The 23,580-nt window shown below is 32.4% G+C and carries 22 protein-coding genes and 1 tRNA gene; 21 read left to right on the forward strand and 2 right to left on the reverse strand.

From position 1 onward, the window contains the following. Nucleotides 1–80 precede the first annotated feature (80 nt). From I5M07_RS08085 to I5M07_RS08125, 9 genes are all read left to right on the forward strand, one after another. On the forward strand, nucleotides 81–1,085 hold the full coding sequence (locus I5M07_RS08085; RefSeq protein ID WP_233621989.1) for a hypothetical protein: 1,005 nt from the start codon (nucleotides 81–83) through the stop codon (nucleotides 1,083–1,085). Beyond that, nucleotides 1,045–3,333 carry a hypothetical protein gene (locus I5M07_RS08090; RefSeq protein WP_200105710.1) on the forward strand — a complete coding sequence of 763 codons (2,289 nt, stop codon included), beginning with the start codon at nucleotides 1,045–1,047 and terminating at the stop codon, nucleotides 3,331–3,333. Before I5M07_RS08085 ends, I5M07_RS08090 begins: the two co-directional genes overlap by 41 nt. A gap of 17 nt (nucleotides 3,334–3,350) precedes the next feature. Further along, nucleotides 3,351–3,752, forward strand: a complete 402-nt coding sequence (gene mce, locus I5M07_RS08095; RefSeq protein ID WP_200105711.1) for a methylmalonyl-CoA epimerase — start codon at nucleotides 3,351–3,353, stop codon at nucleotides 3,750–3,752. A gap of 124 nt (nucleotides 3,753–3,876) precedes the next feature. Continuing rightward, nucleotides 3,877–3,950: transfer RNA gene (locus I5M07_RS08100), tRNA-Ile, on the forward strand. Between the two features lie 185 nt (nucleotides 3,951–4,135). Beyond that, the gene (locus I5M07_RS08105; protein WP_200105712.1) at nucleotides 4,136–5,353 is read left to right on the forward strand and encodes a site-specific integrase; all 1,218 of its coding nucleotides are present in this window, start codon (nucleotides 4,136–4,138) and stop codon (nucleotides 5,351–5,353) included. 66 nt (nucleotides 5,354–5,419) lie between these two features. Beyond that, the gene (locus I5M07_RS08110) at nucleotides 5,420–6,226 is read left to right on the forward strand and encodes a hypothetical protein (RefSeq protein WP_200105713.1); all 807 of its coding nucleotides are present in this window, start codon (nucleotides 5,420–5,422) and stop codon (nucleotides 6,224–6,226) included. A gap of 125 nt (nucleotides 6,227–6,351) precedes the next feature. Next, nucleotides 6,352–7,680 (forward strand): DUF3987 domain-containing protein, encoded by a 1,329-nt coding sequence (locus I5M07_RS08115; protein WP_200105714.1) that lies wholly within the window; start codon nucleotides 6,352–6,354, stop codon nucleotides 7,678–7,680. Between the two features lie 147 nt (nucleotides 7,681–7,827). After that, nucleotides 7,828–8,691: an AAA family ATPase gene (locus I5M07_RS08120; RefSeq protein WP_200105715.1), complete on the forward strand. Its 864-nt coding sequence runs from the start codon at nucleotides 7,828–7,830 to the stop codon at nucleotides 8,689–8,691. Further along, complete coding sequence (locus I5M07_RS08125; RefSeq protein ID WP_200105716.1) at nucleotides 8,672–9,709, forward strand: DUF3871 family protein; 1,038 nt, start codon at nucleotides 8,672–8,674, stop codon at nucleotides 9,707–9,709. The genes I5M07_RS08120 and I5M07_RS08125 overlap by 20 nt, the downstream gene beginning before the upstream one ends. 10 nt (nucleotides 9,710–9,719) lie before the next feature. Here the strand turns inward: I5M07_RS08125 and I5M07_RS08130 are convergent, their stop codons facing one another. Continuing rightward, nucleotides 9,720–11,285 (reverse strand): hypothetical protein, encoded by a 1,566-nt coding sequence (locus I5M07_RS08130; protein ID WP_200105717.1) that lies wholly within the window; start codon nucleotides 11,283–11,285, stop codon nucleotides 9,720–9,722. Nucleotides 11,286–11,758: 473 nt separating this feature from the next. Between I5M07_RS08130 and I5M07_RS08135 the strand changes: the two genes are divergently transcribed. The 4 genes from I5M07_RS08135 to I5M07_RS08150 all read left to right on the forward strand — a co-directional run bounded on the left by I5M07_RS08135 (nucleotide 11,759) and on the right by I5M07_RS08150 (nucleotide 14,293). Then, nucleotides 11,759–12,154, forward strand: coding sequence for a hypothetical protein (locus I5M07_RS08135; RefSeq protein WP_200105718.1), 396 nt, complete (start codon nucleotides 11,759–11,761; stop codon nucleotides 12,152–12,154). A gap of 79 nt (nucleotides 12,155–12,233) precedes the next feature. Beyond that, nucleotides 12,234–12,668, forward strand: coding sequence for a JAB domain-containing protein (locus I5M07_RS08140; RefSeq protein WP_200105719.1), 435 nt, complete (start codon nucleotides 12,234–12,236; stop codon nucleotides 12,666–12,668). 143 nt (nucleotides 12,669–12,811) lie between these two features. After that, nucleotides 12,812–13,996, forward strand: coding sequence for a hypothetical protein (locus I5M07_RS08145; protein WP_200105720.1), 1,185 nt, complete (start codon nucleotides 12,812–12,814; stop codon nucleotides 13,994–13,996). Nucleotides 13,997–14,074: 78 nt separating this feature from the next. Next, nucleotides 14,075–14,293, forward strand: a complete 219-nt coding sequence (locus I5M07_RS08150; protein WP_200105721.1) for a hypothetical protein — start codon at nucleotides 14,075–14,077, stop codon at nucleotides 14,291–14,293. Nucleotides 14,294–14,306: 13 nt separating this feature from the next. On the opposite strand, the gene I5M07_RS08155 is transcribed toward I5M07_RS08150, so the two are convergent. Beyond that, nucleotides 14,307–14,528 carry a helix-turn-helix domain-containing protein gene (locus I5M07_RS08155; protein WP_200105722.1) on the reverse strand — a complete coding sequence of 74 codons (222 nt, stop codon included), beginning with the start codon at nucleotides 14,526–14,528 and terminating at the stop codon, nucleotides 14,307–14,309. An 83-nt stretch (nucleotides 14,529–14,611) separates the two neighbouring features. On the opposite strand from I5M07_RS08155, the gene I5M07_RS08160 reads away from it, so the two are divergent. The 8 genes from I5M07_RS08160 to I5M07_RS08195 all read left to right on the forward strand — a co-directional run bounded on the left by I5M07_RS08160 (nucleotide 14,612) and on the right by I5M07_RS08195 (nucleotide 23,339). Further along, complete coding sequence (locus I5M07_RS08160) at nucleotides 14,612–15,112, forward strand: hypothetical protein (protein ID WP_200105723.1); 501 nt, start codon at nucleotides 14,612–14,614, stop codon at nucleotides 15,110–15,112. Nucleotides 15,113–15,707: 595 nt separating this feature from the next. Further along, nucleotides 15,708–15,950, forward strand: coding sequence for a hypothetical protein (locus tag I5M07_RS08165; RefSeq protein WP_200105724.1), 243 nt, complete (start codon nucleotides 15,708–15,710; stop codon nucleotides 15,948–15,950). A gap of 46 nt (nucleotides 15,951–15,996) precedes the next feature. Further along, entirely contained in the window at nucleotides 15,997–16,518 is a 522-nt protein-coding gene (locus I5M07_RS08170; protein ID WP_200105725.1) for a hypothetical protein, read from the forward strand. A gap of 10 nt (nucleotides 16,519–16,528) precedes the next feature. Beyond that, nucleotides 16,529–16,945 carry a DUF5004 domain-containing protein gene (locus I5M07_RS08175; RefSeq protein WP_200105726.1) on the forward strand — a complete coding sequence of 139 codons (417 nt, stop codon included), beginning with the start codon at nucleotides 16,529–16,531 and terminating at the stop codon, nucleotides 16,943–16,945. A 204-nt stretch (nucleotides 16,946–17,149) separates the two neighbouring features. Beyond that, nucleotides 17,150–17,437, forward strand: a complete 288-nt coding sequence (locus I5M07_RS08180; RefSeq protein WP_200105727.1) for a GIY-YIG nuclease family protein — start codon at nucleotides 17,150–17,152, stop codon at nucleotides 17,435–17,437. Nucleotides 17,438–17,615: 178 nt separating this feature from the next. After that, on the forward strand, nucleotides 17,616–17,774 hold the full coding sequence (locus tag I5M07_RS08185) for a GIY-YIG nuclease family protein (protein WP_394369048.1): 159 nt from the start codon (nucleotides 17,616–17,618) through the stop codon (nucleotides 17,772–17,774). Nucleotides 17,775–18,044: 270 nt separating this feature from the next. Further along, the gene (locus I5M07_RS08190; protein ID WP_200105728.1) at nucleotides 18,045–18,920 is read left to right on the forward strand and encodes a cupin-like domain-containing protein; all 876 of its coding nucleotides are present in this window, start codon (nucleotides 18,045–18,047) and stop codon (nucleotides 18,918–18,920) included. A gap of 492 nt (nucleotides 18,921–19,412) precedes the next feature. After that, nucleotides 19,413–23,339: a T9SS sorting signal type C domain-containing protein gene (locus I5M07_RS08195; RefSeq protein ID WP_200105729.1), complete on the forward strand. Its 3,927-nt coding sequence runs from the start codon at nucleotides 19,413–19,415 to the stop codon at nucleotides 23,337–23,339. The last annotated feature ends 241 nt before the right edge of the window (nucleotides 23,340–23,580 follow it).

A 23,580-nucleotide genomic window follows, 5' to 3' on the forward strand; every position in this document is an offset into this window, starting at 1 on the left:
GGTAATATGCCAAAACTTCTAGTCTTTATGCCTATTTAAACCATTGATATTTCTTACTTTTGAGTAAAATTGAATTTTTATTGAAAAAGTTTTTTTGGATAACGGCGCTTCTTTTTTGTCTAACTTCCTGCAGTGATACTAACAAGCCGCAGGTGGCTTTTTATTATTGGAAAACGTCTTTTTATTTGTCGCAAACCGAGAAGCAAATTTTGAAAGCAAATGAGGTACAAAAAATCTACATTCGTTATTTTGATGTCGATTTGCATCCCATTACTGAAGAAGCGTACCCACGAACGCCAATTTATTTTGTACAAAAACCAACGGTTAAAACAATTGTGCCTGTAGTGTATTTGAAAAATAAAGTCCTCTTGTCTGCCAAAGTTAGCGTTCCCGATTTGGTCGAAAAAGTCCTCAAGATGATTCAAGAAATGAATACTGCCAACCAGCTTTCGTGCGAGGAAATTCAGATTGATTGCGATTGGACGATACAGTCTCGGGATAAATTCATGGCTTTTATCGAGGCCATTAAGCAAAAATCAAAGAAAAAAATTTCGGGCACTATTCGTTTGCACCAAATTAAATACGCCGAACAAACCAAAGTACCGCCTGTAAATTCGGCCGTGTTAATGTATTACAATATGGGTACGATTGCGGTTCAGTCGCTAAACTCTATTTACGACCGCAGTATAGCACAAAAATACCTGAAAAGTGTGGCCAATTACCCGTTACCTCTTAAAGTGGCTTTGCCCATTTACGCTTGGGGAATTCACATTCGAGAGAATAGAATTTTGGGTTTACGCAGCAAATTGACTATCGAAGATTTGCAATTGGATCACCATTTTAGCATGATTTCGGATACGCAATTTGAAGTGAACGAGTCCAATTTTAGAACGGGTGTTTTTTATCGAAAAGGCGATGTGGTCAAAATAGAAGCCATCACCACTCGGGATTTAAAAGAAATGGCCGATGATTTATCGGACAACCTGAGCGATACGCCCGAAGAAATCATATTTTACGATTTAGACGAAGCCAATTTTAAAAATTATGAAACAACGGTTTACAAAGAAATTAGCAATCGTTTTTAGTGTGGCATTGGTGTCGGTTTACGGCATCATGTATGCATGTGCGGGTGGCGATTGGGATTTTGATTTTAAATGGTCAACGAATTTTGCCCCCGAAACTTTTGCCGATGCTTCTTATGCGCCTCTTTTTTTGTCGGGTGATTTCTTTTACGAAATTGGCTTCGACCGGGATCACAATTCCCGTTTTAACGAACAAAACATTCGCGATTGGCAAACGTATTTAAAAGAGAAAATGACCGAAAAGGAAATTCGTTTTTTCTTAACCGATACCAGCAGGCAACATGTAGCGGGTTTGGATTTGTATTTCAAAACCAAAAAACAAAATGCCTTTTCGCAACTTTGGTATTCTCGAATCGATTTAAAAGATAAAAAAACAAAATCGTTTATCTTTTTTTTGAATTTGGCGCAACAACTCGAAACGGTTTCGGTTTCGGAAGAAAGATGGAGCTACGAACCCGTTCCTAAAAAAACCTTTTCGGATGCAGCAGTGGTTAAAACCATCGAAAAAGAATACCAAACCACCAAAGATCCTTTTTTAAAAAACAGGTATTGGTTTCAGACCGTTAAAGCCTATTTTTATAGCAATCAGGAACAAAATACGTTTGCCTTTTTTAATGCAACCAAAAGTGACGTTCCTAAAAACACTTTGTATTATCGAGCAGTAGGTTATATCGCAAGTTTGCATTATAAAGCCAAAAACTATGCAACCGCTAATTATTTATACGGACTCATTTTTGATAAATGTCCCGAAATGCGCGTGGTGGCTGCTACGAGTTTTCATCCGCAGGAAAACACCGATTGGAATCAGTCGTTGCAAATGACAAAATCGGCTGAAGAAAAAGCAGGACTTTGGGCTTTGCGTGGTTATTATGGCGATGAGCAAAATGCGATTGAAGAAATTATAAAAATACAGCCTTCGAGTCCGCATTTGAATTATTTGTTAACCCGTTTAATCAACAACCAAGAGCAAAAGATAGCGCTCACTTTTAAAGAAAAATCACTAGCGGAAAATAAAAAAAAGCAAATAGCCGAAGTCAACCAATCAACATTGAATTTGGTATCAAAAATAGCCAATTTACCCAATACCGATAACCCTTTTATGTGGCAATTGGCCAAAGGATATTTGCAAACATTAAGCGGTAAATATGGCCAAGCCGATGCGTGTTTTGATAAAGCAACCACACAGCTTCCGCCCACAACTTTGGCCAAGCAACAATTGCGTTTGCTCCGTTTTATAAACAATCTCAGTAAAATAGAGTCTATTACGGCCACAAATCAAAAAACAATCTTGGCTGATTTGCATTGGTTATACGAGGAATTGCCCAAAACCGCCGCTGACAAGTTTAGATACAACCACGCCGCGGATTGGAGTAAAAAATATTTGGCGACTTTGTTTAAAGATCAAAATAATGCGGTAATGGCCGAATTATTTTCGTTTTCAGAATACGAAATTTGGGGTAGGGGAAATGCTTTTTATGACAATCCGAAAAACCTGTTGGATATGAAAGCTTTTCTGCTGATGAAAAACAAAACGGAATTGGAGCAAATAGCAGCAGAGATTTATCCATTGAAAGTGACCGATATTTCAAATTTTCAAGCAGTACAAGCCACTTTTCAGAACAAAATTCCCGAAGCCATTGCGTTTATGAAGGAAAATGATAGTATAGGGAAAAAGGTTTTTTATGGAAATCCATTTAACGGAACGATCAAAGATTGCCACGATTGCGACCATTTAGCCTATCAAAAACGAAAATATACTGAATTGAATTTTCTGGAAACCATTCAGTTGATGCAAACCAAATTGGAACAAAAAGAGGAGGTGTACAACAACGCACTTTTGTTAGGAAATGCTTTTTACAACATCAGTCATTTTGGGAACGGGCGTACTTTTTATGAAATTTCCATAGTCGGGTATGGATCGAGTCCGACCTATTTTAGAGCGCCCATGATGCAAATGATTGTAGATAATTCGTTGTCTCAAAAATATTACCAACAAGCACTCGCAGCGGCACAAACACCCGAACAAAAAGCGAAATGTGTTTATTTGTTGGCCAAATGCGAGCGAAATGCATTTTATAACAATCGATATTATTTCCAACAAAAGGATTATTGGGATTTTTACAGTGATAAAACTAATTTTTTGGCGTGGAATGGATTCAAACAATTGCAACAACACTATCGCGACACCAAATATTACCAAGAAGTTATACGAGAATGCGGTTTTTTTAGTACCTATGTCAAGCAATTATAAAATAACGTTATCTAAAAATGAACACAATAGAACACATCGGGATTGCAGTAAAAGACATGGCGACTTCCAATACGCTTTTTGAAAAATTGCTGGGAGTAGAGCCTTATAAAACAGAAACGGTAAGTAGCGAAGGCGTTTTGACTTCTTTTTTCCAAGTAGGAACACAAAAAATAGAACTATTGGCAGCTACCCATCCCGAGAGTCCAATTGCTCGTTTTTTAGAAAAAAAAGGGGAAGGAATTCATCATATAGCTTTTGCGGTTAACGACATAGAGGCCGAAGTAGCACGATTGAAAACAGAAGGATTTGAGGTAATCAATGATCTTCCCAAATTGGGAGCCGACAACAAGCGGATTGTTTTTTTGCATCCCAAAACCACAAACGGCGTTTTAATTGAGTTGTGTCAAGATATCGCGTAAAATCATCTTTTTGAAAATGAATAGCTTATAAAATTCTATTTCTGCTGAAAAAGGAAAGTGGCAATCAATAGTCATTTTATTTGCACCACATAAAAAATAGTAGTAATATTGCAGTCTCAAAACGGGTCCTATAGCTCAGTTGGTTAGAGCACCTGACTCATAATCAGGTGGTCCTTGGTTCGAGCCCAAGTGGGACCACAGATTAAGAGTCCAAACTATCGATAAGATTGTTTGGGCTCTTTTTTTATGCCCTAAAGTCAGGGATGTAGGATGGTTCCTCTATTCTCAATTCAACTAAAAAAAATACAAAAAGCCAAAAAAAGGCATTCTTTTAGGTGTTCCAATAATTAAAATAGGTACCCCACTTTTAAATTATTACTATAATGAAAATCAATAAAATATCAATTTTGTTTTTATTGGATAAGGTAAAAACAAACAAACAGGGCAAATGTCCTGTAAAATGCAGAATCACATTCAGTGGTAAAAGAAAACCCTTTTCAACTGGATTGTTTATAAAACCTGAAAATTGGTTTAGTGAAGAGCAATTAGCGAAGCCCTCCAATGAAGAAAATGATTATATAAATACCCAAATGAGCCTGATTAAAAATAAAATTAATCAGGCTTTTTTATTTCTACAAGTTCAACAAAATACCTTTAATGTTGAAGATATTTATTTACAGTATAAGGGAGAAAAAGGAAAATCGAGCAAAACTATTTTGGAACTGTTTCAAGAGCATAATGATAAAGTAGAGAAGTTAGTAGGTAAAGATTATGTTATAGGCACACTATGGAAATTCAGGCAAGCGAAAGAACTGTTGAAATCCTTTTTGAAATATCAGTTTAAAAAGAAAGACTTTGAATTTGCAGATCTTTGTCTGAAATTTCTTCTTGATTATGAGTTCTTTCTTAAAACTGAAAAAAATCTCAGTCAAGCTACTATAAATAAAACAATTCAAAGATTTAGGAGAATTGTTAAAATTGCCATCTCAGAAGGTTTTTTAGAAAAAGACCCATTTTTAATGTATAAGGTAAAAAGAGTAAAAAAAGAAGTAGTTTATGTCACGCCTGAAGAGCTTTTTAAATTAGAGAATTTCAAATTTTCACAGCTAAGATTAAAACAAGTAAAGGATATGTTTGTTTTTTGCTGTTATACAGGCTTAGCATATAATGAAATGCGAAAATTAGAACAACAACACATTGTTATTGGTTTCGATGGTAATAAGTGGATTAAAATGAGAAGAGATAAAACCCAGAAATTAATTAGTGTTCCTTTACTTCAGCAAAGTAACAATTTGATAAAGGAATATTTTGATAGTAGTTTAAGGTTTGTATTTCCTGTCATAAGTAATCAGAAGTTTAATTCCTATCTAAAGGAAATTGCTGAAATTATTGGTATTGAAAAAAACCTAACTCATCACATCGCACGAAAGACTTTTGCTACTACAGTTTTACTATACAATGATGTGCCTATGGAAATTGTATCTGAATTGCTAGGTCATTCAAAAATGAGTATTACTCAAGAACATTATGGTAAAATAGTTCAAAAGAAAATAAGTGAACACATGAAGATTTTATCAAGAAAGCTTGATAATTTGAATTAGTTAATTTGCAAGGTTTGCAGTTTTTGCAGACCTTGCTACTAATTATGGTTTAGTAAATTTTTAGTTATGGCTTTATACAAATGGAAAAAATTTGGTGCTAGTAATAATGAAGCAGAGTTATATAATTCTGCTGATATGGTAACTTACGAGTTGAGTTTTGAAAACTTTTCAGATGAAGTTAAATCTCTAACGAAGTCTTTTTCTTTAAATTATAAAAATGCAGAAATCCCCAAATTTAATAATAGATTATTAATAGACTTAATGGCTAGACATGATTTAAGTGTGACAATCGAAGAGTTTGTTACGATTGGGTGTGCTCTGCAATACCAATGGATGATGAATTCAAAACTATATGAAAAAGATGATGAATTATTGAATGACTTTGATAAACTAAAAAAAGGTTATAAATCTCTTTTTGATATTTTGGAGAAGTTTCTTTTTGCCGATAATCAAATAGATTTACATTCCATTTCCTTCAAATTCAATTCAAGCGGTACTACTAAGGTTAATAACTTTTTTGTTTTGAAAGAACTATACGATGCCATGTGCTTAGGATATGGTATAAATAAAGATAATTTTCATAAAAGAAAGGGTGAAATACTATCGTCAACTAATCAGGTTATATTATCTAAACTAGGTGAAAAGACTAAATATGATTATGCTCAGGTGCTATATCATGCCTTAAGGGATGAATTCTCTAAGGATGCCGATGCATTAAAGTTTATTGGTGCATTTTTTCACATCTTCCAAGTGCCAACCAACAATAGTCACACTCGTGATTTATTATATAAAGATATTACCGAAACTCTAGAAATAATAGATATCAAAAATTTCAGACATTACATTGTTGGTAGAAAAAGTTTATACCATTAATAGCATTGAAAAAAAAATGTTCTTTTTTTTGATTTATTCTGTTCCAAATTTCCCTCTCTATCTAAAGTAATTTTGTAGTCGAAAAATAGGAAAGCCCTATTTTAAACTTTAAATAAAAATTATTTATGATTGAAAAAATCAAAAAATTAGAAGTTGTTGTAAATTCTTCTTTAGATGGCAATTTATATGTTAATGAAAATATATATGAAAAACTGCCACCCTTACTAAAGGGCTTGGTAGATTGTTTTGAAGGAAGGGAAAAAGATGTTATTCTATTATCTTCTGTTGGAGTACTAAGTGCTTGTTTGCCAAATGTTATTGGGGTTTATAATAAAAGAACAGTATGTGCTAATTTATATACTTTTATTATTGCTCCACCTGCCTCAGGTAAGGGGGTAATGAATTGGTCTCAAAAATTAATAGAACCAATTCACGAAGCAGTGGTGGCAGCAAGCAAGCTTAAAATTGCAGAAACCAGAAGCCAGAATAGAGGGACAAATTTTGATTTGCCTAAATTAGAATTAAAAGTTATTCCTGGGAATACTAGTTCATCAAAAATTCATAGTCATTTACAAAATTCATCAGAGAGTTCATTGATTTTTGAAAGTGAGGCTGATTCTCTTTCGAAGATGCTAAAGAATGAGTATGGTGATTTTTCAGATTTGTTAAGAAAAGCATTTCACCACGAAACAGTTTCAATAAGCAGACAATTAGATGATAGGTATGATAGTATAAAAAATCCAAAATTATCTATTGTGCTTTCTGGAACTCCAGATCAAGTTCAGCCTCTTGTAAATTCTAAAGGCAATGGGTTATTTAGTAGGTTCTTATATTACAATTTTAATGATTATCAGGGTTGGCAAGACGTTTCTCCAAAAGCTCAAGCAATTAATTATGATGATTTATTTGATGATGCAGGAAGAGTTGTAAAATTGATATATGACAAACTTAAAGGATTAGAGAGAGTTGATGTTAAATTAACTGAATTACAATGGGATTCTTTTCAAGAAAGAATGTCAAGGGCTGATCAAATTATTAGAGATACTAGAAAAATTGATTTTACATCAGTTGTAAGAAGAATGGGCTTGATTGGTTTTAGAATAATTATGATATTAACCATTTTAAGGAAGTACGAACAAATTGATGAGACTACTGCTGAAGTTTATGCTGATGACTTGGATGTTGAGCTTACTATTGAGTTAGTAAAAATTCTTTTTGACCATTCTTTGAAGGTATTTGATATGTTTAATAGTAAAACAATTAGTTTAACTATGGCTGAGAGAGGTTTACTGTTAAGACTTCCCGAAAATTTTAGAAGAGCTGCTGGATTAAAAATAGCATTAAACTTTGGTTTTGCTACAAGAACTTTTGATGATTTATTAAAAAAATGGGAAAGTAAAAAAGTCATTTGTAAAGTTTCTCAAGGAAATTATAGAAAGATTGTATTAAATTAAAAGTTAAGTAATGCAATAGTTGCAAAAGCAGCAAAGTTTGCAAAATAAAAAGCAGACATCTAGAAATAGGTGTCTGCTTTTTTTGTTTTAAATATTTAAGTAAAAAATCATTCATCCTATTATTAACAATTTTAAATATTATTATTTATGCAATTAAGACAATCAGAAAGGAAGAAAGCTAAAATAAAACTAGCTCTTCAAGGGAGTGCAGGAAGTGGTAAAACTTATTCAAGTTTACTATTAGCACAAGGTTTAACAAATGGCAATTTCTCTAAAATAGCTATTATTGACACTGAAAATGGTAGTGCAGATTTATATGCGCATTTAGGTCAGTACAATGTACTAACATTAACACCTCCATTTACACCTGAAAATTACATCAAGGCAATTGATGTATGTGAAAAGGCGGGAATGGAAGTAATTATTATAGATTCTATCTCACAATCTTGGGAAGAGTTGTTAGACTATCATAGCTCTTTGGCAGGAAATTCATTCTCCAATTGGGCAAAAGTAACTCCTAGACAAAATGCATTCATAGACAAGATTTTACAAGCAGATGCACATGTTATAGCAACAATGCGGACTAAACAAGATTATGTACTTAACCAAAAAGATGGGAAATATATCCCTGAGAAAGTAGGTTTAAAAGCCATTCAAAGAAATGATTTGGACTATGAATTTACAATAGTATTTGATGTAGATATTAAACATTTTGCTGTTTCTAGCAAGGACAGAACAGGTCTGTTTATGGGTAAACCAGAGTTTATCATCAATTCTCACACAGGAAAAAAGATTCTGGAATGGTGTAACAGTGGAACTAACTTACAAGATGCACGACAAAAAATAAAAGCATCCTTAACTATAGCTGAACTTACAAAGTTATATAGTCAGTATAGTGAATGGAGAGAATTACTTGAGTATGATTTTAAGACTCAGAAAGATACTATAAATGCAAAAGAATTAATATTAAACCCTAAAACATTTAGCAACAATGGAGCTACAATTAACTGAATCCCCAGAAAGAGCATTCCAGTTAAAACCTGTTATGCCTACTAGCCCAAATTATATTGAGCTAGCTAGTAGTTTGAATGAATTTAAAGCACCTAGTTTTATTTCCAAACCTTTTATTGAGGCTAACACATCAGAAATTGGTTTAGAAGTCTTAAAAAGTGATTGTGTTATTCCTGTCTTTTCTAAAGATAATGAAAGAACAATTGCCCATCAGGAGTTTATAAACTTAGCTCAGGATTGTGCTAGTAAAGCATTCCCTAATCATATTTTTGATGAACCAGAGATACGTGTGTCACATCAAATAAAGGGTAGAACTCCTGATGCAATACATAAACAAGCAAGGGATTTACTAGATCACGAAAGAACTCAATATTTTGAAAGGATGGCTTTCATCATTAGGATTCCAAGTATTATTGAAACTATCAATGGAAATGAAATTGCTCTCACTATTGGTGGAGTAAGGAGTTACAATTTAGAGAATTTATACAATAAAAAATCCTTTGAAAAATTTAAATTTTTCATTGGGTTTCAAGTAAAAGTGTGTTGTAATCTTTGTGTAAGTGCAGATGGGTTTGTAGAGGAAATGCGGGTAAGTTCGTACCATGAGCTTGAGAGTAAAATTATGGAGGTCCTCTACAATTTTAATACTGAAAGGCAATTAGTACAAATGCAGCAATTCTCTAAGCTATCTCTCTCTGAACATCAATTTGCTCAGTTATTGGGAAGAGCTAGGCTATACCAACATTTACCTAAAAAGGATAAGTTGAGCATTCCTAATTTAAGCTTCAATGATGGACAGCTTAACACCATAGCAAAAGATTACTATGAAGATGAAAGCTTTTGTAGAAATGAGCAAGGAGATATAAACCTTTGGAATGTTTACAACCTCTTTACTCAAGCCAATAAGAGCAGTTATATTGACACATTTCTGGATAGAAATGTAAATGCCTTTGATTTTACAAAAGGTGTTTCAAAAGCACTAATTGGTAGTGGAGACTACCATTGGTTTTTGAGTTGAGAATATCTCCTCACTTAATTGTGGGGAGATTTTTACTCCAAAAAATTGAACAATATCTATTTTCTTCTTTTTCTCCAAATGAAGGTAAAACATTTTGTATTTTTTTTGATTTATTCATATGTAAAATAGCAATAAGCTTTTCATCACTGAACGAAGAGTTTTCAAATGATCGTTCCCTCATATTCTCTAAGTAAATAAGTACTCTAATATACTTGGTTGATAATTGCTTTTCTTTTGAAAAAAAAATTGTTTTTGTGTTTTTAAAATTTGTAGCCTCTTTTAATAGTAGTTTAGTATTGTTCCTGATAAAACTTTTTATATCTCCTATTGCATTTTTATTTAAGACTAAGCAATGTTTTTCAATAACATTATAAAAACTTTTACTATGAAACTTTATATACCTACTTTCAATTAATTTTCCATAATTTAAATGATTACTAAACAAGTTTTTGTACGACTTTAAATGGTCTAATTTCTTTCCGAATTTTTTTTGATCAAAAAAATAAGTACCATCTGTTATAATATCTTGAACTCCATCATTTATATAAGCCCTGAGCTTGTTCATGTCAAAACTTTGCCAACAAGGCATTTTAAATTTCGTTTTTATTTGAATAAATAAAGTATCATAAGCATTTGGCATAAGATGTTCCAAATAAATAGCAGTCTGATAGGCAGATAAATTCATGAAATCTCTACTGTTTAATATAGTTGAAACGTACAAATTACATTGTTTTTTGTGGTTAACAGTTGTGTCATAGTTGTATAAAATTTTCCAAGCATAGTGTTCTGCTTTGGTTTTTAATTCATTAATTTTAATTGAATTGGGAATTAATATATTTTTTTCTTCAAAAACGAATAAATTTATTAAGTAAAATTTTCTATAGGCGTATGCTATACCATTTACTATATCTATAAGTTCATCAAATTTTTTAATAAACTCTTTAATGGTAAGTGAAATTTCTTTCTTTTTATCTCTAAATATCATTGATTTTCCATTAAATAACACACTTCCATGAGCAATTGCATTTCTTATAGTATGATTATATGCATTTGATAAAAAGTCAAACTCTTTTGTTGTAACTAGTGTTTCTACGCAATTAAAAATATCCAATTTTTCTACTCCTTTATTGTTTTTTTTTCTTAAATAATATGCTATGGGTTTAATTAATCCCATTAATATTAAGTCATTTATTTTTAAGTATTCATACAGATACAGATTACTAATTTCGTATATAGCTTCAACCTCTTGATGTGAAATGTTTTTTTCATGAATATCCTTATTATTAATTTCATCTAATGCTTTTAGAGCCTGATCTAAATCATAAAAATTAAAAGCAATAGATTCAATTAGAGTTTTTCTATTGCTGGAGTGCTTAATTGTTGAGTCTAAAAAATTTGAAAATAAACTAGATGTAAATTTATCATAAAATTTATTTGGAGAGGATAGGTGATAATGTACGAGAGAAAAAAAGTTTTCATGCTTACATAAACTAGTCTCAGGTATATTCGAGAGAATTATTTTTGAATATTCACTATGCGATTTTTCATTGAAAAGATTTCTTAAAGGTACAGCCATAAAGTAAAAATATATAAAAAAAATAATTTTAAAAAAAATGCTTGGACAACTGACTCTAGAAGATGGCTGTGCCTTTTTTTATTTTTAAAGAGTCCCCGCCAAACTTTATAGCAATTTACTTTTTTTTGAGTCTAGATAAATTCTTAAAACAGTTTGTTTTTATTTCTGTAGAATTTTTTGAGTATTGTTTTGTCAGTACTTTATTGATATAAACATTTAAAGGTGTTTTTTACTAATCGAGTATTTTTTTACTCATTCTATAAAATTTTTAGAATGTTTTTTTATTCTCTATTTATTTCTATTTCTCCACAACACTAAACACCCCCACTTATTTTGGACAGGAGAAAAAATCTTCTGGCTAGAATAAAAACATCAAAAAACATCTATCTAAGAATTCAAGTTGAAAGCTGTAATTTTTTGTAGATGTTTTACTGCTTTTATTTTAGCTATTGTTCAACTCAAATTCAAAAATTATGGTACGTATTATTAACTATGTAAAAAGACAAACAGAGGAAGGAAAAGAATTCTGTGTTTTAGAAATTCAAAGCGGTGTAGAAATGGTTTTAAGCAGTAAAACAAATCAATTCTACGCGACAGCTAAAAAAGCAAATATTACTTCAACATTTGACGAAGTAACGTGCAAAGCTCTTATTGGTACTGAAATGCCTGGTACTATAGAAAAAATTGCTTGCCAACCTTTTGAGTACACTATTAAAGAAACTGGGGAAGTAATTACTTTAAATCACAGGTATCGCTATGAACCAGAATTAACCCAATCTTTAAAAGAAGATCAAGCAATTCAAAACTTATTAGGTAATGAAAATTCATTTTCTAAAAATGGTCAGCAAAACGAATCATTCGTAATGTAAACTATCAATCCGTCCACTTTTCGTATTATCCTTTATATAGGTGTACAAAATAAGGACGGATTTTTTTAAATTTTAAATTATGGAAGTAGCAGAAATAAAAGTTTCTTATTCAAATACCAATTTTGAAAAGATAAAAGTAACTAATAGCCAAATGTTGTTTGAGCTAGCAAAAACAAATTGGAATCATGATCTTATTGAATTTCAAGAAGAAGTAAAATTGGTTCTATTAAATAGAGCTAATTTAGTTCTAGGCATCCACAACTTATCAAAAGGAGGCATTTCAGGAGCTATTGTAGATATTAGAATTATTCTAGCTATAGCATTAAAGTGTAATGCTTCATCTCTAGTATTGATTCACAACCACCCTAGTGGCAACTTAAATGCAAGTCAATCTGATATAGCAATCACAAAAAAACTTAAGGAAGCTTGCATTTTATTAGATCTAGTGCTTCTAGATCATCTAATTGTATCTTTGAAAGACTACTATAGTTTTAGTGATAATGGAATCCTTTAGAGCTAGAAGGAACAATGTAGCTTTAAGAAGTTCTTTTAATCACTAACCTAAGATATGTTGTTTTGGACAAGAGTGTGTAAAATGCAAAAGTTCTCAGATATTTTTATAATAGCCAAATTTTACTACTTTAGTAAAAAAAAGAATTGGAATTAAATGAGGTTTTTAAAGGGTTTAAAGTGGAAGAATTTATTCCATATAAAATCAATCATAATATAACCGAATTTGATTTAGATAAAAATGCATTAATATTTTTTGATTCTGTTTGTGAAGAGAATTATCACTTGGCTAATTATATTGGTAGTGATTTGGATTATTTAAAATCATTATTTGCAGAATGTGGCAAAAACTTTATAAATCTTTCTAAACTTAAATCTCCAGGTTTAATTTTTGATGACATTATTACTTTTTATTTTCCCCGAATTGAAACACAGTATTTTAAAGAGTTTTCTTTTTTAAATGAGAATTCCAAGAATCCTCTTAATGAATTTTTGGAATTGGCTGAGGTTTATTTGGGGAATACTATAAAAGAGCCCAAACCTAATCCAAATATAACAAAACAAGTATTGGATTATTTAGGTTATACTGGAAATACACAAACAGGTTTTCTTTTTTTTAATAATGATAAAGCTTGTGTTATTGAGTGTGAAGATTTGCATTTTTTTAATCTTAATTTGCAACCATTTAAAAAACTACTGGAATACTTTACTTTTCAGAAACAAGTACTAGATGAAGAGTTAAGTAATTATCATTTTTCTCCTAGGGAATTTAGCCATAAGGTTAATCCATACGAAAATCTTGATGAAGATACAATTGTAAAGATTCATGAAATTCAGAACCAATTAAATGATTTAAAAGAGTCAGGGCAAATATTGTTTGCCTTACCCATTCTTAAAAGTTTAGTAACAGATTTTGCCAATAAGATTCAAATAGATTCACTTAGCAACATTAGAATCACTGCCGAATTTAATATAATTTTACCTGACTTTAATGATTTAGAAATCTCAATGAGTCACTTAACTAAAGTAGTTTATTTATTATTTCACAATCATCCAGAAGGTATAAATATTAAGAGATTGGGTATTTATAAAAGCGAACTAAAAGATTTGTATTCTAAAATATCTAATCAGTCTAATTACAACAAAATGATGAATAGCATAGAAGATTTAATTGACCCCAATAGTAAATCTATTTATACGCATATCTCTAGAGTAAAATCTGCTTTTTACAAAAAGATGGATAAGCAATATGCCAATCACTATATTATTACTTCGGATGATTTTGGTAGGGATATAAAAAAGATCCCTATAATTGAACAGCAACTATTTTAAAGTTGCAAATTTGCAACAATCTTAATCACATAGTATGAGGCTATATCTTTGTTTCATAATATAAAAGATATACGCTTTATGAAAATTAAATTATTGTTAGTATTTGGATTTGTAGTTTCAGCATTATTTGCAACTCCTAATTTTGAAGAAAATACAAAAAAAACCTCTCTAACTGTAGAGACAAACTATGATTGTAATTATAGTCAGTGTCAAGCAACGGCTAAAAGTACAGGAAAACAATGTAAACATTGTGTATCAAAGGATGGAGATTTATATTGTTGGCAACATAAAAAATAAATCAAAGGTTTCATTAAAACTTAACTAAATCAGTTAATTCAACTTCTAAAGCTTGACTTATTCTGTACAATGTGTAGATAGTAGGATTAGTTCTCCCTGATTCAATTCTAGAAATATTTGTTGTATCAATATTGCCCTCCATTTTGCCAACTAGGTCAACTTGAGATAAACCTTTTATTATTCTATTCTCTTGAACTCTCTTTCCTATGATTTTAAGTAAATCTGATTTTTCCATTCTTGACATATTTGGCAAGTCAAGGAAAGATTTCTATGTTTGTAAGTTAATGCCATATATGGCAACATTTAAATTTTTAAAACATGGATATAATTACCATTATTTCAATTTTACTAGTACTGGCAATAATGTACTTTGGAGTTCAATATTTTGACAACTCAGAAAAATCAAAAAATATAGCAGATGAAATCATAAAAGAAGTGTCAAGATATGGAGAGAATGAATTGACACCTGATGAATTAAAAATATCTAATTTGATTTTTAAAATGGTTAAGGTTGCTGAATTAAAACCTAATTTAATGAATATAAAAGAGGCTCATTATCATGGAGCTATAGATGAGATTTCATTAGAAATTTTCAAATTTGGTATGTACAGATTAAAAAATAAAGAAATGGCTAATAAATATTTTCAAAATATAGGATATATAGAGGTCAATAAGATGAAGTTTATTAATGACTTTAATTCAAAAATTAGCAGTCATCATTTTAAAAATTTCACTCAGACACAAGTAAATGATTATCTATTATTTTGGATCTTAAAGTTTAGAGATGACACAAAATCAATTAATTCATTTTTAAGCTAAAAAAAACGTAATAACTAACAAACTATTTTAGTGATAATAAGCTTTATAAAAATTTATTTTAACCTATTATCTACTATGGAAAAATTTTAAAAAATTATGCAAACATTTTTACTAGTTACTTCAATAATTTTATTTCATATTCCTTTAGCACTTTATAAGGATACAATTAGGAGAATTGAAAGGAATAAACAATATCATTCGCATAATACTTTAGAAAACCTAAATGAAGTATCATTTAGTGTAATTCTATATTTTGTAAGTAGCTTTATTTTTGCTTTATTCCCTTTAATAGGTGGGTTTAGTATAAATTGGTTTGTAGCGATAGTATTAAATATTATATTATCTTTTTTAGTAATTCCATTTCTTGCTTTTTCAATATATCCACCCTATTCTATTTTAAATAAGAGAACTTTGAATATTATAGGATTATTCTGTATTGTTTTAGCTTCTATCTTTTGTTTTTTAGGGAATTAGTATAATAAAATTATAAGAAGAACTACTAAACTTCTCAAACCCAATATCCTTAGATTGTACTACTAAGATGGGAGCTAATTATTATATAGGATAAAAAATCAAAATCAACAAAATAAAAAATATGAGAAATTTAAATTTACTAGCATTTCTACTTCAAACCGCACTTATCTCATACCATGTTTGGACAGTTATTATAGCTTTTTCACATGGATTTTGGAGTGGTATTATAACATTGTTCTTACCTGTTTTATCTGAGATATACTGGATTTTTAAAATGTTTGGTGAGAATAATCTTTATGCTATTTTAGGCATAATCAGCTTTCCAGCTGCTGTTTTCTTAAGTGGGCTTAAAGGAAACAATTAACAGTGTTAACTCTTAAAAAGATGCTCAATTTGATAAAATTTATTAAATGATTGATTTTATAAGTTTTTTACAAGAAATAGAAGGCCAAGAAGTAATGCTTAATGTAAGTCAAATTCAAGGTTGGCTTTATAAACATAAAAAAGATTTTGAAAATGCTATTAGAACTACTAGCTGTGAAAAATGGAGGAGCTGGGCAGAGTATAATATATTTCCACTTCCTTGTCTTTGTTATGAAAGGGATAAAAATTGCTTATTCATAGAAATATATAAGAAGCTTCTTGATGTGTTAAAGGTTCATAAAGAAGAGCTTAAGTATAACTACATTGTTGGGCAATATAAAAGAGTAATAGGAGATGAAAAAAGAGTCATTGAATGGTTAAAAAGGTATGAAGCAACTTTTAATGATGATATTAGCTTTGATGGAAAGGTTACAGTTCCTTTGGTTAGGTCAATAAATAAAAATCTAATTCTACATATAGATAAAATGCAGTTTATTAATGTACTTGAGTTTATAGAAATATTTGAAACAAATTATTATAAAATTGATAAAAATTATATTAACTATTAAATTATTAAAAATGAATAAAAAAATACTTTTTTTATTATTGAATGCCATAGTTTTAGGCTTCAGTAGTTGTAGTAGTGATGATTCCAATGATTTGGATAGTCAGCAAAATAAATTAATTGGAAAATGGGAGATTGTAGGTGGAGGTAGTGTAAAAGGGGAGGGCTATTTTGATACCGGAAATAATTGCAAAAATACATATCAGTTTAATAGCAATAAAACGGTAGACTATAAAAGCTATATGACATGCTCAGATGTAATAGAAGAACAAGGTACTTGGGAATTTAAAGATCATATACTAGTTAGAAGTTTTCCAGAAAATGTACTTCTTGTAATGAAAGATAGCGTAGTATTTGTTTCAGACGTCAAAATTCACTTATTTGCAATTGGAGATAAAGTTAATTATGATATATACGAAAAGGTTAAATGAATAAAATTAATCTTAAAGTTTTTGAAGCAATTACTGAAAGCTTTCTTGTAAGGAACTTAAAAAGGCAGCTAATTAGGCAACCTATCACTTAAAATTATTTGTAAGTACTTGATAAGTAGTGTTGTTGACTTATAGAAATCGAGCCCAAGTGGGACCACAAAAAAGCACTCCATTCGAGTGCTTTTTTTATACCTGCTATTTTTTATGAATTGTTGCTATATTATCTATTCTTCAAAACTTAAAAAATTTTATACTGGCATTACACAGGAAAATGTAGAAAACAGAATCGCCATGCACAATACGTCGGGTTACGGCAATCATTATACTTCGCAAGGAGATGATTGGACACTTTTTGTAGTTATTAATTGTGTCTCCCTATCACAAGCAATGAAAATTGAAAAACACATCAAGTCGATGAAAAGTGCGCAATACATAAAAAACTTGCAAAAATATTCTGAAATGAGAGCCAAACTATTGGAGCGATATAGATAGAGCAGCTGACTCTCCCGATAGCTATCGGGACAGGTGGTCCTTGGTTCTCCCGATGATTATCGGGAAAAATGGGACCACAAAAAAGCACTCCATTCGAGTGCTTTTTTTTATACCTGCTATTTTTTATGAATTGTTGCTACATCCTCTATTCTGCAAAACTTAAAAATTTTATACTGGCATTACACAGGAAAATGTAGAAAACAGAATCGCCATGCACAATACGTCGGGTTACGGCAATCATTATACTTCGCAAACAGATGATTGGACACTTTTTGTAGTTATTAATTGTGTCTCCCTATCACAAGCAATGAAAATTGAAAACACATCAAGTCGATGAAAAGTGCGCAATACATAAAAAACTTGCAAAAATATCCCGAAATGAGTGCTAAATTATTGGAGCGATATAGTTAGAGCATCCCTTAAACAAGCCTTACAATGCCACTTATTTTTCTTATTGTCTACAAAAACATAAAAATAGAGTATTTGTAACCTGCTTATTATGTAAAGCATAATTTAATTTCTTTTACAAGAACCAACAGCAGTTTAGCAGAATGTTTTTTTTCTTAACTTTAACTTTACAATTATAGTTAAACCGCTTTTTAAAAATATGGCACTGCACCTAACCCCAATAGAAATTGTCGAAAACATTAGCCCCGAAGAATTCCAAGAAAAATACCTAAAAACCCGTAAACCAGTAGTGTTACGAAATTTAGCACGGGATTGGCCGGCGTTTAATAAGTGGAATTTAGACTATATGAAAGAAGTCGTGGGCAATGTTGAAGTGCCTTTGTACGATTCGGCTAAGGCCGATCCAGCGGCTCCTATTAATGCCGCCACTACCCAAATGCCTTTTTCGGAATACATTAATTTAATTCAAGATACGCCAACCGATTTGCGTATTTTTTTGTTCGATCCTATTAAATACGCTACCAAATTATTAGATGATTATCGGGCACCCAAGCAGTTAATGGGCGGTTTTTTAGACAAATACCCCAATATGTTTTTTGGCGGAAAAGGCTCCGTTACTTTTTTGCATTACGACATCGATATGGCCCATATTTTTCACACCCATTTTCACGGACGCAAACATGTATTGTTATTTGATTACAAATGGAAAGCAAGATTGTACCGCATTCCGTTTGCGACCTACGCCTTAGAAGATTTTGATATCGAAAACCCCGATTTTGATAAATTTCCAGCCTTAAAGGGAGTCGAGGGAGTGGAGTGTTTTTTAGAGCATGGAGATACGCTTTTTATGCCAACAGGGTGGTGGCACTGGATGAAATATTTAGACGGCAGTTTTTCGATTTCGTTGCGTGCTTGGGACAAATCCTGGCGGGTAAAAGCCCATTCGTTGTGGAACCTAACCTTGCGCCGCCAATTTGATAACTTCATGAAGGCACGTTTCAAACAAAAATACATGCTCTGGAAAGAAAAGAAAGCCATTTCAAACGCAACCAGAGCCTTAAAAAAGGCAGCATAACTAAAAGTGTATATGAAAATGATTTCTTACCTACCAGTTTATTTTGTTTTGCACCACCTAAGTGTTGTATTTACACTTCTTTAAATAAAAAACAGACGCAATGGTTTAAGGTCGAGCCTAGACTTTATAGTGACACTTACCAGAACAGTTGCTCGCTTTTTTTATTTTTAAATGTAGTTTTTTTCTTTCTTTTTGCGTTTTAGTTTTAGTGTAAAACACTTTCAAAAGTAAGTTTTTTCGGTTTTTTTTAATGTTAAATTAAAACAAAAGTGCATTTCGTCGATAAAACAAGTAGTTTATCTAAAAGTCGGTAAAATTGATAATGAAAATCATTTTCATAATAATTTTGCAGGTATATTTTCAGCAATTTCATTAAAAAGGTAAGAATTTTTCAAGGTTTTAGGAAATCTTGCTTTTTAAAAAGTAAAGCATTGGTTGTGAGTGTTTTATTGGGTTAGGGATTGCAAATTCACTTTAAAAGAAAAATACCACATGAAGAGAATTTTACTATTGTTATTGGCTACAATAAATATTAATCAAGTATATGCCCAATGTGTTGCTCCTTCTAAAGAACAACCTGCTGAGGCAAAATGTGATGGTTTTAAAGCAAAGTGGGGTAATGTAAACAATGCAACGTATTATTTAGATGTTGCAACAAGTGCTGATTTTTCTACCAGTTCTATTTTACCCAATTATAATAATTTTAATGTAGGTACTAATAGAGAAATTTTTTTAACAGGACTAGCTCCGGGTCAAAAGTATTATTATCGAGTAAGAGCAAATGGTGGTTGTGGGGCAGTAAGTGCTAATTCTGAATCTATGTTTTTTTCTACATTGTCATTATCCATTCCAATAACAAGAGAGCCTAGTGATCAGCAATGTAATGGGTTTAAAGCAACTTGGAATGCAGTGACAAATCCAAATGCTGAAGGGTATTATATAGATGTTGCTACGGATGTTAATTTTACGCCAAGCTCAATTTTGTCTGCTTATAATAATAAACAGGTGGGTGGTCAAGAGGTAATTTTAACAGGTTTAACGCCAGGCACAATTTATTATTACAGAGTAAGAGCGACTTCTTCTAGTTGTGGAACAAGTGAAAGCTCAATTCCAAAGATGTATTCTACTTCTGGTGCAGCTTCAATCTCATATCCATCAAGTCCTTATTGTAAGTCTATAACAGATACAAAGGCCGTAACACGAACGGGTACAACAGGAGGTTCTTATTCTGCTTCTCCTGCAGGACTAACTATTAACAGTTCAACAGGTACAATTACTCCTTCAACAAGTTCACCAGGTAACTACACTGTTACCTATACATATAACGGTGGGAGTTGTTTTAATAATGCATCGCGCACAACTAGTACAACTGTGATAATTGCTTCCGTTCCAGCTACTCCTAGCGCTATAACTGTACCAACAACCAAATGCGCCAATACTACAGGAAATGCATTTAGCATAACACCTGTAAATGGTGCAACATCGTACACATGGTCGGTTACTGGTACAGGATGGGCAATCACTGGCGGAGGGTCAACTAATTCGGCTAACATCACCATAGGTTCTGGTCAAGGAACGGTTTCGGTGGTCGCTACTAACAGTTGTGGTGCTAGTACACCATATTCAGTAACAATAACGCCAACAGCAACCAATACCGTAACTCAAGCCTCATCCTCACCATCCGTCTATCGTAATGAAACCATGACAGCGATTACCCATTCCACCACTGGAGCAACAGGCATTGGTACTGCAACCGGTCTTCCAGCAGGAGTAACGGCTAGTTGGGCTAATAGCACCATTACCATTTCGGGTGCGCCAACAACGGCGGGGACTTTTAATTACAGTATACCCTTAACAGGGGGTTGTGGTTCGGTGACAGCTACGGGAACAATTACCGTTTTGTCTTGTACTGCACCTTCACCTTTAGCACCTGGTGCTAACTACTGGAATGGTTATGTGTACAACTATACTGGTGACACTCCTGCTGCAACAACTTATGTTGGAACTGTGGCGGAGAGTCCAATTTTTGATAGAAATGTAGGGGAAGCCACAATAACAGGAAATACCAGTGTTCGACCAAATGATTTTTGTAGAACAGCACAAACTGATAAATTTTTTGTAACCTATTTAATGAAAGTGACTATTGCTGAAACAGGAATTTATAATTTTACTGTAGGTGGCGATGATGGTTATCGTTTGTATGTTGGTGATGAAACTACTCCAGTTATGAGTAATTGGCAGGACCATGATTACACGACTACAGCTGCACAAAAACACTTAACGGCTGGTGAACATTTATTTAGATTAGAATATTACGAAAATTTACGTGTTTCTAGGGTGAGTTTCTCCTATGGTTTAACCAAAGGCGATGGCGTAAATTTACCTTTTGGAGATAGGGTGTGGAATGTGTATGGTTTTACTAAGCCAAGTTTAGATTTTGCCGCCCCAATTTTAAAAGCTAGTTATGCCGGTTATTATGTAGATGCAAATCGGGATATCAATTCGCAAGCTTTTTGGAATAAAACTACCTCGCCTTCAAATTACACTAATTGGCAAGGTGCTCCAATTCAAAATGATAATTTTACAGTAAGTTACCGCCGTAAGGGGTTTGAGTGTGGGTATTATCAAATTAAGCTTGTCAATGCCGATGATGATGTAGAAGTATATATTAATGGAGAAAGAAAATACCAACTTAGCAGTGGCTACGGTAAAGAAGCAGAATTCATAAATGCTGGAGAAAAGTATCTTTTAAACGAAACAACCGAAATGGAAGTACGCTTAAAAGAAAATGGAGGGTTTGCTAATGTTGCATTTAATTTTGAAAAAGTTGATTTTATCTATGATGGCATAACTACCCCGCCTTCAGGTGCAGCTATTACTATTGAAGATAATATAACCTTGGCTAGTGATTTAGAAGTATGCTCTTGCACGATTACAGCAGGTAAAATTTTGACTGTTCCGGCAAATAGAACTTTAACAGTTATAAATAAAATAGATATCAACGAAAACGGAAAATTAGTAATAGCAGATAAAGGTTCATTGTTACAAAACGAAGCATCAACTTTTACCCAGATAACGCCTGGTTCTTTTATTTACAAACGTACCTCTGCACCAATGAAGAATTATGACTATACCTATTGGTCGTCATCAGTTGTCGGGCAAACAGCCAAAGCTTTGTCGCCCAATACCTATCGCTCTGATTACTACTATTGGAAAAATGGTTGGGTATTTTGGACGGGATTGATGCAAGCAGGAAAAGGTTATATTATTGCCGTGCCAAGACCAGGAACTTACAGTAATAACGAAGTAGCTTTTGCTTCTGGTAAAACATATAGTCAACCGGTACAATTTATAGGAGTGCCTAATAATGGAACTATAACAACCCAAACTCCTCTAGGGAGTAAAGATTATTTGGTAGGTAATCCATATCCTTCGGCTATCGATGCGGAACAGTTTTTAGAAGATAACAAGAACAGTATCAAAGGGTCTCTTTACATTTGGAACAATAGCGATCCATCATTAACGGGTAAAAATTTAAATAATAATGATTACAAAGTGTATAATGCAGTCGGCATTACAAAAACACAAATGAACGATACTGGTTTAGAAAGCTCAAATAATTTTGAAATTGCTGGGGGACAAGCATTCTTTGTCCAGACCATGCCTACAACAACTGGTGAGGTAATATTTAATAATGGAATGCGTCGTAAGGCAAAAACAGGTCAAAATTCAAAAACCAATAGCGATAAAAGCCGTATTTGGTTAAATTTAACCAACGAGCAAGGTGCTTTTAAGCAATTGTTAGTAGGGTACGTGCCAGAAGCAACCAATGAATACGAACCGCTTTACGATGCCGAAACCTATAATGGTAACGCCTATGTTAATTTTTACAGTTTGGCGCAAAACAAAACCTTGACTATTCAAGGGCGTTTGTGGCCATTTTCAAATAGCGATGTAATTCCGTTAGGGTATTCATCCACCATTGCTGGCAATTTTACTATTGCTATAGACGAAACCGATGGCGATTTAACCAATCAAGCCGTGTTTATCGAAGACAAATTAACCGGAATCACCTATAATTTACGCAAAGCGGGCTACACCTTTGCCACGGATCAAGGGACTTTTAACGATCGTTTCGTGCTAAAATACAGTACAACCACTTTAGGGAATGATGATTTTGAAAAAGTTGCAAATGGGGTAACCGTTTCTGTGGCCAATAAAAATATTCGTATTGAGGCAAATGCCGAAACAATGGCCAAAGTGTGGGTGTATAATATGTCGGGAAAAGTGCTGTACAGCAAAGAACGAATTGGTCAAACACAGTTACAAATTGCAAACCTCAAACTTGCCAATCAAGTATTGGTAGTGAAAGTGGAATTGGAAAATGGGGCAGTGGTAACGCGTAAAATAGTTTTTTAAATAGTGAATAGTGAATAGTGAGGAGTGAAGAGTTATAAGACTTGAGTTTTGAGATAGTTGTCAGTTCGAGCGCAGTCGAGAACCACAGCAAATATGAGCAATCGGCCATCAGCAGTCAGTCATCAGCAATGAGCCATCAGCCCACCGCCCACCGCCCACCGCCGAAAGAGCCAACAACTATCAACTACCAACCAGCAACTTGTTAAAAAAAAATCCCTATTTTTGGCGCAATTATATACCC

Origin of the sequence: Flavobacterium agrisoli (genome assembly GCF_016522065.1) — a bacterium.
GTDB classification, from domain to species: domain Bacteria; phylum Bacteroidota; class Bacteroidia; order Flavobacteriales; family Flavobacteriaceae; genus Flavobacterium; species Flavobacterium agrisoli.